Annotated in this window: 6 protein-coding genes and 1 pseudogene; all 7 read left to right on the top strand. The window is 65.9% G+C overall.

Annotated features, from left to right (window positions below; genetic code table 11):
- Window positions 1-148: 148 nt before the first annotated feature.
- Window positions 149-505, top strand: a pseudogene (locus GGR03_RS24895) (hypothetical protein); the annotation flags it as partial.
- A complete protein-coding gene (locus GGR03_RS24290) occupies window positions 506-8,395 on the top strand; it encodes an autotransporter domain-containing protein (protein WP_252920221.1) in 7,890 nt (2,629 codons plus the stop codon).
- 248 nt (window positions 8,396-8,643) lie between these two features.
- A complete protein-coding gene (locus GGR03_RS11300) occupies window positions 8,644-9,669 on the top strand; it encodes a DUF1963 domain-containing protein (protein ID WP_183208097.1) in 1,026 nt (341 codons plus the stop codon).
- Window positions 9,670-9,716: 47 nt separating this feature from the next.
- Entirely contained in the window at window positions 9,717-10,382 is a 666-nt protein-coding gene (locus tag GGR03_RS11295; protein WP_183208095.1) for a GAD-like domain-containing protein, read from the top strand.
- Window positions 10,383-10,498: 116 nt separating this feature from the next.
- Entirely contained in the window at window positions 10,499-12,181 is a 1,683-nt protein-coding gene (locus GGR03_RS11290; RefSeq protein WP_183208094.1) for an SMI1/KNR4 family protein, read from the top strand.
- Between the two features lie 272 nt (window positions 12,182-12,453).
- Window positions 12,454-13,311: an alpha/beta fold hydrolase gene (locus GGR03_RS11285; RefSeq protein ID WP_183208092.1), complete on the top strand. Its 858-nt coding sequence runs from the start codon at window positions 12,454-12,456 to the stop codon at window positions 13,309-13,311.
- A 71-nt stretch (window positions 13,312-13,382) separates the two neighbouring features.
- Entirely contained in the window at window positions 13,383-14,018 is a 636-nt protein-coding gene (locus GGR03_RS11280) for an SGNH/GDSL hydrolase family protein (RefSeq protein WP_183208090.1), read from the top strand.
- Window positions 14,019-14,052 lie beyond the last annotated feature (34 nt).

The raw sequence follows: 14,052 nt of genomic DNA, 5'->3' as shown, positions 1-14,052 counted from the left end.
CCTTGCCCGGTCGTACGAATCTCGATTGACGGTACGTTATATTCCGTATCGATCAAGGTTCTGGGGAACACCGAGCGCCGGGGCGTGTCGGCTGCGAAGTCCGGGGCAGGACGGGCGCCCTTTCCGCACGGCAGGGGGACGAGGGGTGATGGGACAGCGCACGCGGGCCCGATGGCTGGCCGGGGTTTCGGTGGCGGCGCTGTTGGCATCGGGAGGAACAGCCCCAGCCCAGAGCGTCGTCACAACCGGCGACGTCAGACCGGCCCAGGCAACTTCGCCCACGTGGGACTTGGGAAACGGGTTCCTGGTTGTCGGCGACTCCAGCGACGGCACGCTGAGCATTCAGGCCGGGGGCACCGTCAGCAACGGCGACGGCGCTATCGCCGGACGCTTTTCTACAACCGGCACGGTAACAGTAACGGGTGCAGGCTCCACGTGGACGAACAGTGGCTTACTCGTGGTTGGGTCTGGCGGCGACGGCAGGCTCACCGTGGCGAACGGTGGGGTGGTCAGATCGGATGAGACCTGGATCGCCGGGGGTGGGCTTTCGAGGGGCGCAGTCGTCCTCGATTTCGGCGGGGTGCTGGAGACCGGACAAGTTGCCATTGGTAGCGGCGAGGGCACATTCACCTTCAACGGCGGCACACTTCGCCTGACCGGTGACCAGAACGACCTGTTCTCGTACCTTTCACCAGGGTCGACCATTCTATCCGGGAGGGTCGTGCTCGATACGTTCGGTGCGCGGATCGACACCAATGGATTCGATGTCTCCACGGGTGTCGCGCTCTCGGGTTCGGGCGGCCTGTTGAAGCTCGGCGACGGCACGCTGGCTCTCCGGGAAGGGGGTAACTACGCCGGCGGAACCGATATCGCGGGCGGCACCCTGACGGTCTCCGGGCTCATTTCCAACTTGGTCAACGGCGAAAATGTCAGGGTCGGCGTCGATGACGGTTCGTCCGGAAACGGTGCGCTGTTGGTCGCCGACGGCGGGACGATCAGCAACACGGCCGGCTACATCGGCTCTCTTCGTAACTCGACCGGCACGTCGATCGCGACAGTCACGGGCGTTGGTTCGGCTTGGAGAAACAGCCGCTTTCTTTCGGTGGGCGAGGCAAGCAGCGGCGCGCTGATCGTCACGGACGGCGGGGCGGTGAGCAACACCGACGGTTATGTCGGCCGTCTTACGGATTCCACGGGTGCGGTGACGGTCGCGGGCGACGGCTCGAGCTGGACGAACAGCGGCTTACTTTATGTCGGGAACAGCGGGCGCGGCACGCTGACCGTCGCCGATGGCGGCGTGGTCAGCAATACGGCCGGCTATGTCGGCACCGGTCCAGGCGGGGCCGGCGCCGTCACCGTTTCGGGTGTCGGGTCCACGTGGACAAACTACGGGCGCCTGTTTCTGGGAGTTAGTGGCGACGGAACACTGACCGTGGCGGATGGCGGAGCCGTCAGCAACGCGGACGCTTTTGTCGGCACTAACTCGACGGGCGTGGCGACGGTGACGGGCGCGGGCTCCACCTGGACCAATTCCGGCATCCTCTATGTCGGCAACGGCCGAGAGGGCACGGTGACCGTAGCCGAGGGAGGCCGGATATCGGCGGCCGAGGCGGTGATCGGCGCGTTTGGCAACGGCACGTTAAACATCGGTGCGGCGGCAGTGGAGACGGCGGCGGCGGCGGGCATGCTAGACACGGCGACCGTAAACCTTGGTCAAGGCGGCACGCTTGTGTTCAACCACAACAACAACGGAGACGGCACGCCGCTCGATTTTGCGCCGACGATCATGGGTCCGGGCTCCATTCGTCATCTGGCGGGAACCACCACCCTGACCGGCACGAACACCGCCGCAGAGAGCTTCACCGGTACGCTCGACCACTTGGGCGGCACGTTGTGGGTGAACGGCACCCTCGGCGACACGGTCGACAACCGCGCCCAAGTAAACGTCTCCCAGTTCGGCGCCCTTGGCGGCGTCGGCACGATCGCCGGCTCGCTAAACGTTGACGGCGGCGGGATTCTGCTGGGGACGCGCGGTCAGACCCTGACGGTGGACGGCGATCTCGTTCTCGGCTCCGGCTCGACGACGAACGTGCTGCTGGGCACCCCGTCATCATCGGCGCTCTTCGACGTGGGCCGCGATCTCACGCTCGACGGAACGCTCTCCGTCACCGATGCCGGCGGCTTCGGCGCGGGCGTCTATCGGCTGTTCGATTACGGCGGAACCCTCACCGATGAGGGAATGGAGATCGGCACGACGCCGACCGGAGTCGCCGCGGCTGATCTCTCGCTCCAGACCTCCGTGCCAGGGCGCGTCAACCTCGTCTTCTCTGCGGGGCAAGATCTCGGCTTTTGGGATGGCGCCGATGCGGCCCGTCACGACAACGGCGCGATCGACGGCGGCTCCGGCGACTGGCGGGCGGATGGGCGCAACTGGACCGACACGACCGGGGCGGTCAACGGCCCCTACCGCCCAAACCCCACCTTCGCGGTATTCCAGGGCACTGGCGGGACAGTTGCTGTCGATGACAATGCGGGGCCGATCTCCGTGTCCGGCATGCAGTTCGCCGCCGACGGTTACCAAATCCAGGGCGACCCAGTCGGCTTGGCCGGCGCGAACGGCGAGACGGTCGTACGCGTCGGCGACGGCTCGGTCGACGGTGCGGCCATGACGGCAACCGTGGCCTCCGAACTCGTCGGAAGCAGCCGCCTGGTGAAGGCAGATCTCGGTACCCTCAACCTTGCCGGCCGCAACGGCTACACCGGCGGGACCTCGATTGACGGGGGGACGCTGCGCATCGACAACGCCGACGCCCTTGGCACGGGCGACATCAACTTCACGGGCGCCGGTATCCTCGTCGCCGACAACACGTTGATGCTCGCCAACCCCAACATCGTCTGGGGAAACGACGCGGCCGGCACGATCGCCGCAGCGAACGGGACGGTGCTGACGCTCACACCCGCCGAGGGTTACGACTTCGGCGACAACGCAACCATCCGCTTCGGTGTGGCAGGTGCTGGGGGAGCGGTCGTTATCGGCCACAACCCGGAGTTTTCCTCCATCAGACACCGTCCGGGGGCGCAGTTCTCCGTCGATGCGGGGACGCTGCGCGTCGGCAGCGGCCGCATCGGGTCGAGCTTCTTCGGGAACGACGGCGCCACCTGGACGGTCGCGGCGGACGCCACGCTCGACCTGAACGGCTTCGCGACGAGGATCGCGAACCTTTTCGGCAGCGGAACGGTCACCAGCGGCGCGGCCGCCGCGAGGCTGGAGGTTTCCGGGATCGACGCTACTGAGTTTTCCGGTGTCATCACCGACGGCGCGGGCCCGCTCTCGCTCACGAAGGAGGGTACGAACACCCTCACGCTGTCCGGCGCCAACACCTATACGGGCCCAACCACGATATTCGCGGGCGGACTGTCGATCTCCGGGACCGGCAGCATCACGTCCGACGTCACCAATGACGCCACATTCGTCAATGGCGGGACCGTCACCGGCGACGTGATCAACAACGCCACGTTCGAAAGCTCCGGGATACTCACCGGGAATCTTACCAACGCCGGAAGTGTTCTAGCCGCGGGCACCATCGACGGCGATGTCCTCAACACCGACGGGGCGCTCTTCACGGTACGGGACACGCTCGGCGGCATCGGCCTGTTGACCAACGATGGCGCGGCGAACCTCGGCGACAGCGCCTTGACGGTCGCCGGTCTCGCAGGTTCGTCGAGCACCGCCACGATCGACACCGGCACGGGCAGCCTCACCTTCGGCGGCGATCGGACAAGCCGCACCTATGCGGGCGCGTTCACCGGTTCCGGCACGCTGACGAAGCGGGGCACCGCCGTACAGGTCTTTTCCGGAAACAGTTCCGGGTTTTCCGGCGCGACGTCGGTTACGGGCGGTGCATTGCGCGTCGAAGGCAGCCTTGGCGACGGCTCCAGCACGGTCAGTGTCACCAATGGCGGCGGACTCGGCGGCGCAGGCACGATCGGCGGCGCGGTCACGATAGATGACGGTTCGCTGATCGGCGTGCAGGGCCGGACCCTGTCGATGAACACCGTGGCGTTCGGCGCGACCTCGATCGTCGATGTGACGCTGGGGGTGCCGGGCGATACGGCCCTGTTCGACATCGTCGGGGACCTGACGCTGGACGGCACGCTGAACGTCACCGACGCGGGCGGTTTCGGAACGGGTATCTACCGCCTGATCGAATATGGCGGCGACCTCACCGACCTGGGGCTGGAGGTCGGCGCGACGCCGACCGGTGTCCCCGCGGACGCGTTGGTGGTGCAGACCGCCGTCGCGGGAGTGGTGAACCTGGTGTCGGCGGCTGGATCCACGTTGTCGTTCTGGGACGGCGACGCCACGACGCTGCACGACAACGGCACCGTCGACGGCGGCTCGGGCACCTGGCGGGCCGCCGGGCGCGCCTGGACTGGGTCGGATGGAGCGATCAACGGGCCGTATATGCCCAATCCCACATTCGCGGTGTTCCAGGGATCGGCCGGAACGGTCACCGTGGACACGGGCGCCGGCGCGCTTGCCGCGACCGGCATGCAGTTCGCGGCCGATGGCTACCGGATCCAGGGTGGCCCGATCGAGCTGGAGGGCGCGGGCGGCGAGAGCATCGTCCGGGTCGGCGACGGGACGGCACAGGGCGGCGGCGTCACTGCGACGATCGCCTCCAGCCTCACCGGCGCAAGCGCGCTGGTGAAGCGCGATCTCGGCACGCTGGTTCTGTCGGGCAGCAACAGCTACACGGGCGGCACGACTATCGCTGACGGAACGTTGCGGGTCGAGGCCGACGCTAATCTCGGCGCCTCCTCCGGCGGGCTGACGTTCAGCGGCGGCGCGCTGGCGGCGACGGGAAGCTTCGACACCTTGCGTGCCGTCTCGCTTGCGTCGGACGGCGTCTTCGACGTCTCGAGCGGCGTGGTTCTTGGTCTCGACGGCGTGGTCTCCGGCGTCGGCGATCTGGTGAAGCTGGGCACCGGTACGCTGACGCTTGGTGGGGCTAACGCCTATCGCGACACGATCGTCGAGGCTGGCACCTTGATCGGCGATGCCGTCGCGACCTCCGGCGACGTCTCCAACGCGGGGACGGTGGTGTTCGATCAGGCGGTGAACGCGACCTTGGCCGGCTCCATCGGAGGTCTCTCGGGCACCGACGGTGGCATGGTGAAGCGCGGCGCGGGTACGCTGACACTCGGCGGCATCTCTTCGCTGGACTGGGCGATCGACGATGGCGGGCTGTCAACGGCTGCGAACCGTTTCGGCGGTGACGTCGCCATCGGCACGAACGGGCGCCTCACCTTCGACCAAGCCGTAGGCGGCTTCTATGCGGGCGCTCTTTCCGGATCCGGACAGTTCCTCAAGACCGGGAGCGGAGCGCTGAGCCTCACCGGCGACTCGTCGGGCTATGCCGGCGACACTGCTGTTACCGGCGGGACGCTGACGATTGCGGGGATCCTCGGAGGGGATACGACGGTCTCCGGCGCCGTCCTTACGGTGAACGGCACGCTTGGCGGTGATGCGGCGATCGACGACGCGGGGACGCTGGCCGGATCCGGAACGATCAGCGGCGCGGTGACGGTGGCTGGCGACAGCACCCTCGCGGGTGTGGCGGGCGGGACGCTGGAGATGGGTTCGCTCTCCCTCGCCGAAGGATCGACCCTCGACGTCTCGCTGAGGGCCGCGGGCGATCCGACGCTGTTCGACGTCGCTGGCGACCTGACGCTTGACGGCACGCTGAACGTCATGGATGCCGGTGGCTTCGGTGCCGGGATCTATCGGCTGTTCGACTATGGCGGTGTCCTGACCGACAACGGTCTGACCCTCGGCGGGACGCCCGGCGATGTCCAGGCGTCGGACCTCTCCGTGCAGACCGCGCTTGCTGCGCAGGTAAACCTCGTCTCGACGGCTGGCGCGGCGCTCTCCTTCTGGGACGGCGGCAATGCGGTTCTGCACGACAACGATGCGATAGATGGCGGCTCCGGGGCCTGGACGCTCGGCGGGCGCAACTGGACGGGCATGGACGGGGCGGTCAACGGACCCTACAAGCCAAACCCAAGCCTCGCCGTCTTTGGCGGCGCTGCCGGAACCGTCGTCCTCGATGCCGATGGCCTCGCGGCTACCGGCTTGCAGTTCGCCTCAGGGGGATACCAGCTCACCGGTGGCTCGCTGGAGCTGGTCGGCGCCAATGGCGCGACCGCCATTCGGGTAGGCGACGGTTCGGCGGCAAGCGCGACGATGACCGCGACGATCTCCTCCAGCCTCACCGGCGAAGGTGCCCTGGTGAAGAGCGATCAGGGCACTCTGGTATTGACCGGGGACAACAGCTACGGCGGCGGGACGCAGATCCAGGGCGGTGTCCTGCAAGTATCCTCCGACAGCAATCTCGGCACAGCCGCCGGCGGCCTGACGCTGGCGGGCGGCGCTATGCGCTACGGCGGCGGATTTGCCAGCGCCCGCTCCGTCCTGCTGGCCTCCTTGGAGGGCAGGATCGACACCAACGGATACGACGCCTTGCTCTCCGGCTCCGTCGCCAATGCATTCGGCACCGACGGCACGCTGGTGAAGCTTGGTACCGGCACGCTGACGCTCGCCGGCATCTCTTCGCTGGACTGGAGCGTCGAGGCCGGCCGTCTGGTCTCCGCCTCGGACCGTTTCCGCGGTGATGTCGCCATCGGCACGGGAGGCAGCTTCATCTTCGACCAAGCCGTAGGCGGCTCCTATGCCGGCTCTCTCTCGGGTGCGGGACAGCTTTCCTTCACGGGCGGCGGCGCGGTGCGGCTGACCGGCGACAGCTCCGGCTTTGCCGGCCTTTCTACGGTTACCAGCTCCACGCTGGTCGTGGACGACATGCTCGGAGGCGTGCTCCTGGTTGGCGACGGCGGACGCCTCCAGGGCAGCGGCACCGTAGGGTCAACGACACTCGCCTCCGGCTCCACGGTCGCCCCCGGCAACTCCATCGGCACGTTGAGCGTCGCCGGCGACCTGACCTTCCTGGCCGGCTCGGCTTACGAGGTCGAAGTGAACCCGGCAGGCACCGACAGCGACCGGATCGCCGTCACCGGCACCGCCTTCCTCGAGGGAGGCTCGGTGGTCCATGTCGGGATGACCGGTGCCTACGATCCGACCTCGACATACACGATCCTCACTGCTGGGGCTGGTGTTGCCGGAACCTTCGACGCCGTCTCCTCGCGCTTTGCCTTCCTCGACCCGATGCTCGGCTATGGCGCCAACGACGTGACGCTCACCCTGGAGCGCAACGACGTCGGCTTCGGCGAGGTGGGCGAGACCCGCAACCAGATCGCCGCCGCCGAGGGCGTCGAGAGCCTGAACTCCGGCAACGCCGTGTTCGACGCCGTGGTGCAGCTCGACGCAACCAACGCCCGCGCCGCCTTCGACCAACTCTCCGGAGAGGGTCATGCCTCGGTGAAGACGGCGCTGATCGAGGAATCGCGGTTCGTCCGCGATGCGGCCACGAACCGCATCCGTGCCGCCTTCTCCCAGTCGGACCTCGCCTCCACCTCGGGTCAGAGAGAGGGTCTGGCATCGATGTCTCCGGGGCTTGGGCCGCAGGTCTGGCTCTCCGGCTTCGGCTCGTGGGGCGAGAGCTCGGGTGACGGCAATGCCGCCAAGCTCGATCGCGATACCGGCGGCGTCCTTGTCGGACTTGACGGCCTTGTCCGGGAGCGCTTCAGGATCGGCCTCATGGCCGGCTACAGCGCCTCCGACATCGATGTCGGCGCCAGGTCCTTCGCGGCCGACGTCGACAGCTATCATGTCGGCGTCTATGGCGGCACCGAACTCGGCGGCTTTGGTGTTCGCGCCGGTGCCGCCTACAGCTTCCACGAGATCGAGACGCAGCGCTCGGTGGACTTCCTCGGCTTTGCCGACGGCCTGGAAGCCGACACCGACGCCGCGACGGCGCAGGTCTTCGGGGAGATCGGCTACGGCATCGACGTCGGCGCGATCGCCTTCGAGCCCTTCGCCGGACTCGCCTACGTCCATCTCGATACGGACGGTTTCAGCGAGAGCGGGGGAGCGGCCGCGCTCACGAGCCGGGGAGACGACACCGAGACGAGCTTCTCGACACTCGGTCTGCGTGCCGCCACCGCGTTCGACCTCGGCGGCATGAACGCCACCGCTCGCGGCACGGTCGGCTGGCGGCACGCCTTCGGAGACACGACGCCGCTCGCCACCAACGCCTTCGCCAGCGGCGCCGCCTTTACCGTCGCGGGCGTGCCGATCGCCGAGGATGCCGCCATCGCCGAGGCGGGCTTCGACGTTGACTTCAGCCAAAACGCGACCCTCGGCCTATCGTACAACGGACAATTCGGGGACGGCGCCAAAGACCACGGAGCCCGCCTCGACTTCTCGTTCCGGTTCTAGCTAGAAGTCGGGACCATTCTGCCTAAAGGGCGCCAATGCACCGAGTTCTTCCAGTAACCATCGGCGCATTGTTGCCGAGACTGGTGCCTAGATGAATCCCTCTTTCGAGAACCTCATAAACCCGCTTTTATGGCGATGCTGGGCCGCAGGATGCCTGCCCTTCGGCAGCCTGCTACCTTATGAAGGGATTGTCGATTTGGCCCGCACGAGTCGAAGCAGGTTCAGCTCGGTCACCTCTAGGAGATACGATGTTCGACGGACTTGCAGAAGCTGCGGCTGCGCTTGGGAAGGCATTCGATCCGCCGCGTCTCGAACAGGTGGTGGAGGCCTTGGTGCCAGCCATTGTTTTCAAGCCTGCCGGGCCTGAGGGCCCCGTTGCCGAAGGCAGCCAGATCGGTGGCACTCCCGATGTCCCGGCCGGATTCGTTTGGCCCCGTCCGACGCCGCTTGCCGACGCGCGCGAGTTGACGGGACGGGCAAACGCAGAGATGGGGCAGGAGATGCTTGCGCACATCGAAATGGGTCTGCCCTATGCGTTCGTCGCGCAGGTCGACCTGGGTGAAGCGGCAAAGCTCGGCGACGTCGCAGCAAACCTTCCTTCCGACGGGCGCCTACTGTTCTTCTACGACTTCCCGACGGGTCCTTGGAACACCGGTACGCGCAGCGCTCGAGTGATCTGGGACACCTCGCCGACCGGGAACCTCTCGCAGGCAACCGTGCCTGACGACCTTGCCGCGGCTGCGCGCTCCGAGCTCGATGAGCTGGGCGACCTGCGGCCGGACGGGAAGGGCGGGACGAACTACGGCGCTCCCCGGCGCCCGATGACCTTGGCCGCGACGTGGCGACTGCCCCATCCGGCGGCACTGGAGTCCGAAGAGCTTTTATCTTCCGGCACTGCGGACAAGGACGGTGAAGCCGAGACCTTCCGCGAGGATTACGAGGAAGCGCTGGAGGCGCACCACGACGGATACACCAGGGAACTTTGGCGAAGGCAACAACTTCTCGGCAGCCCCCAACCCGAGCAGGACGATCCCCGCCTGGAGGCGGTCGTCGTCTCGAAATTCGGGGTGCAGCATCTCTCCCGTGAGGTCTGGAAGGAGCGATACCCGGCCATCAAGGCCGAGGCGGCAGAATGGACGCTCCTGCTTCAGCTCGATGTCGGGGACTGGATGCAGGCCGAGTTCGTCGAGGGAACCGTTTATTTCGTGATCCGGAAGGACGATCTTCAGGAACGCCACTTCGAACGAGTCGTTGCCGTGTACCAGCAGACCTGACGTCGTCGGGAGTCATTCGTGAAACAGCAGAAATGTTGAACCCGCCGATGCACGAGGACTTTCAGTACGTCGTCGAAAAATTTGGCGAGCCCGAGTCCATAAGGCCCTTCGAGCCCTCCGAGCTCGAGTCGTTTCAGAGTCGCGTACCGCAGGGTCTCCTGACGTTCTGGGAGCGCTACGGCCTCTGTCAGTTCTGGGGCGGGCTCCTCAGGCTCAGCCAGCCGGACGAGATGCGAGGCGTCCTGAAACTTGCCTTCGGCAAGGATGCCGAACTCGACCCCGACCGCTGCCACGTGGTCGCCTATAGCGCGTTCGGCGAACTTTACATCTGGAGCGAAACATTCCAGCGGTTGTTCCTGAGCCTGCCGGAGCTTCGGTTGCGCAGCCGTGTCCTGGAGGACGTGAGCCGGCGGATCGACGATGAGGACCGGGCTGTGGCCTTCCTGTTCGCCGGGGAAAAGCACGACATGGATTTTCTCGATAAGGACCGCAAGCTCTTGTACGCACGCTGTCGCTCGCGCCTCGGGCCGCTGGAGACCGACGAGTGCTATGGCTTCTTCCCCACGTTGATGCTCGGAGGCGAAGCCGACATCGACGCTGTGCGGCGGGTCAAGGCCCTCGAGCATTTCGCGATCCTGGCTCAGATCGACCGTCCGACCTTCGTCCGCATCCTCGCCGATGGCCAGGTAGAGCCGCTTCGGCAGATTGGCTAAAGGGCGTTCACGTTCCATGATACCGGACGCGCATCGTTCGGGAACCCGAAAGGTGCTGACCTTGAACCTATCCGCCTTCGCCCTTCCTTCTTCCGCGGGCGAACGGGGAAAGTGAAATGGACGAGCGAACGCGCGTGCTGCGGATCGGGACGGCTCTTCTCGTCCTCGCCTCTCTTCTGGCAAGTGGATTGTTATCCCGTTCGCCTTGGCTGATCGTGGTCGCCGCGCCGATCCTCACCGTCCTCTACGCGCTCGGCAGATGGCGATCCTGGCGTCACGCTTTGATCGCGGGGGGAGTGCGAGCGATCACGCTCAGCGCCCTCGTCGCATTCCCCATTCAGGCGGCCGTGGCTGCTGTTCTTTACCTGATCGGACTCGGGCTCTCGCGGTTCGTGTTCGGTTCGCGGGAGATCGTGCCGCTCACTGGCACTGACATTCTTGTAACCCTCGCGATCACGGTGCCCTGCCTTCTCCTTTCGGTCGAAATCAGTCGGCGCGAGGATGGCCCAAGGTCGTCGCTCGCGACGCTGCGGGAAGGCGTCGCCAGGGCCGCTGAGTCCTTTGCAGGCGACGACGAGTATGCACCTCGCGTTGATCCGACGCCTGTAACGAAGGCGAACTTCTTCCTGTCTCCCGGACACTGGCGGTTGGATGCGCTGGACGAGGCGATGGAGGGAAGGGGGCGCCTGTTCGAGAAGCCGCCCCGTGGCGCGACGGCGGCCGAAATCGAGGAGACCGAGACGCGCTTCGGCGTTCACCTTCCGGAGGAGTTGCGCCAGCTCTACCGCATCAGCAACGGTGGCTATGTCGGCGAGATGTACGTGCCGGCGAAACCCCGACCCTGGCCGCACAACGACTGGCGCGGCGCCTTCTCGATCGACTACTCTAGCCTAGCTCCGTTGGAAAAGCTGCGCACGGTCGAGGAGCACTACAACGACTGGACTGATGATCCGGACGAGATCCCGGCGGACGCCTCGAGGCTGATCGTCCTCCAGGCCCGCTACGGCGACATGACGCTTCTCGATTACGATGCTGGCCCCGAACCGCGCGTCCTCCTCGTGGACTTCGACGGGAACGGCAACCTGAAGGACGTCGCCTTCGACGACTTCGACAGCTTTTTTGAGCAGCTTCGTCGTCCGGTTCCGGAGAAGGCCGGCTCGTTCGTCCGACTGGACTTCCGCACCGCGCCCCTGTCCTCGCTGCCGCCGGACGCGCGCCCGGCCGTGTTCTGGAATGGCGAGGCGCATCGCTATGCCAACGTCGCCGCCAGGACCGAGGGTGCCGCAAAGCCGAAGGCAAGGGCGGACGATGCACTCATCGCCGAGACGGAAGCTCGGATCGGCCTGCCACTGCCGGACACGCTGAAGGCCATCCTTTGCGCCCGGAACGGCGGCGGGGTCGCCTTCGGGTTCCTGGACTGGCCGCTCGTCGACGGCAACGACGAAGGACACGGCATGGACGGCGAGGTTCACCTGTTCCAGGCTTTGGCCCCGGCGGAATACATCGCGACGCTGGGCCAGCTCTCGGATCGCGTCCGCTTTCCTGCCGGGGAGACGCCCTGGCGCGACCGCGTGGACGATGCCGACAGGCTCGTCGTTCTCCACGCCTCCCGCGAAGCCTCGATCATTCTCGACTACCGGGCGCCGGGCGATCCCATCGTCACACGGGTCCGCAATCTGTCCGAATTCGCGCTCGATGACGCGCGATCCTACGACACGTTCGATGGGCTGATCGGTGCGCTGCGCAAGTTCAAGCCAAGCGGGCCTGGTAACGAGGACCCGTCACGCGATCGGCGTTGAACGAACTCCTCAAGATGGCATCAGGCTGGTCCGCTTGCGGAAATCTGCCGTTTGCGCTTGATCGACCGACATGGGTCGAAAGCCGATTGGCAGCTTTCTCACCGGGATCGCCTTAAAAGCCGACGTTCTGCTTTCGGCCCAACCACGGCACGCCAATGCGCTCCCTGGCGCGGAGGGGTAACGGCTCACCCCGGCTCCCGGTCTGGACCCTGTCGAGTCAGCTCCCGGCTCGTCGCATCGGATCTATTCTACAAGAACCGCGTTGCACGGCCATGATCTCGCTCGATCTCGAACATCGGTTTGTCACTGTCGGAAGCATTCAGCTTCACGTGGTCCAGGCCGGACCGGCTAAAGGCAAGCCGGTCATGCTCCTGCACGGCTTTCCCGATTTCTGGTTCGGCTGGCGCCATCAGTTCGAGGCTCTTGCCTGTGCCGGATTCCGGATCATTGTCCCTGACCAGAGAGGCTACAACACCAGCGACAAGCCCAAGGGCATTGGCGAGTACAGGTTGTCTAAGCTCGTGGGCGACGTTGCCGGTCTCGCTGACGCACTGGGCTATGAGCGCTTTCACCTCGTCGGCCATGACTGGGGCGGTATCGTCGGCTGGGCGGCCGGGGCGAAACTACCTCACCGGGTCGACAAACTCGTGATCCTGAATGCGCCGCATCCTGAGGCGCTGTTCCCCTATGCATTGCGATCGCCGACGCAGTTGCTGCGCAGCAGCTATGCCGGCTTCTTCCAGTTCCCATTGCTTCCCGAGATCATCTTAGGCGCGCGTCGCTCTGCGATTCTGGTCCGAGCGCTGGAGAGGTCCAGCAGGCAGGATGCCTTCACGAACGAGGATCTGGCCGATTATCGGCGTGCGTGGGAGCAGCAGGGTGCACTCACGGCCATGCTGAACTGGTACCGGGCCCTCCGTTTCCGCCCGATCATGAAGGAGCGGATCGGGACCCCGACCCTAGTCTTGTGGGGCATGCAGGATCAGGCGCTGGAGTTCGGCCTTGCCCAACGCAGCCTAGCTTTCTGCGACCACGGCTATCTGGAGACTTTCGACATAGCGACCCACTGGGTCCATCGGGAGGAGGCCGCAGCGGTCAACGCGGCGCTTGTGTCATTCCTGGACGGCTGAGATGAGAACACGATCTTTGGGTCACGGCCCTCGATCGATCCTCGGCGGCTGACGCATCAACGGAGCTCGCCATGCAGCATGTCGTTCTTCTCGGCGACTCCATCTTCGACAACGCCGCCTATGTCGCGGGCGGACCCGACGTCGTGCAGCAGTTGCGGGAGCACCTGCCGCAGGGTTGGGGTGCTACACTGAATGCCGTCGACGGCGCCGTCACGGCCGGTGTCGAGCGGCAGCTTCAAAGGCTCCAGCCGGATACAAGCCACCCCGTCGTCAGCGTCGGGGGAAACGACGCCCTCAGTCAAGCGGGGCTTCTTGATGAGGGCGCACGTTCAGTGGCCGAGGTTCTCGACAGGATCAGCGACGTTCGGGAGCAGTTTGAGCAGGACTACCGGGCAATGCTCCACGCGGTGCTGCGCCTGGACCTGCTCACATCTGTCTGCACGATTTACGATGCGCGCTTTCCCGATCAACAGCGTCGCAGGCTCGCCGCCACTGCCTTGACGATCTTTAACGACGTCATCACTCGAGCAGCCTTCAGGCACGGCCTGCCGCTGATCGATCTGCGCCTGCTCTGCAATGAGGACGCCAATTTCGCCAGTCCGATCGAGCCCTCCTTTAGAGGTGGTGCGAAGATCGCAAGGGCGGTTGCGGCTCTTGTTGCGGACCATGATTTCGCGCGGCGGCGGTCGCAAGTGTTCGCCCGTTGAGCTGCCGTCTCCACCCTGATTGGCTTACGGGAAG

Source organism: Aurantimonas endophytica (assembly GCF_014196845.1).
In the GTDB taxonomy this organism is placed as follows: domain Bacteria; phylum Pseudomonadota; class Alphaproteobacteria; order Rhizobiales; family Rhizobiaceae; genus Aurantimonas; species Aurantimonas endophytica.
The sequence above is the reverse complement of the archived record's forward strand: the minus strand, read 5'-3'. Positions and strand labels throughout refer to the sequence as shown.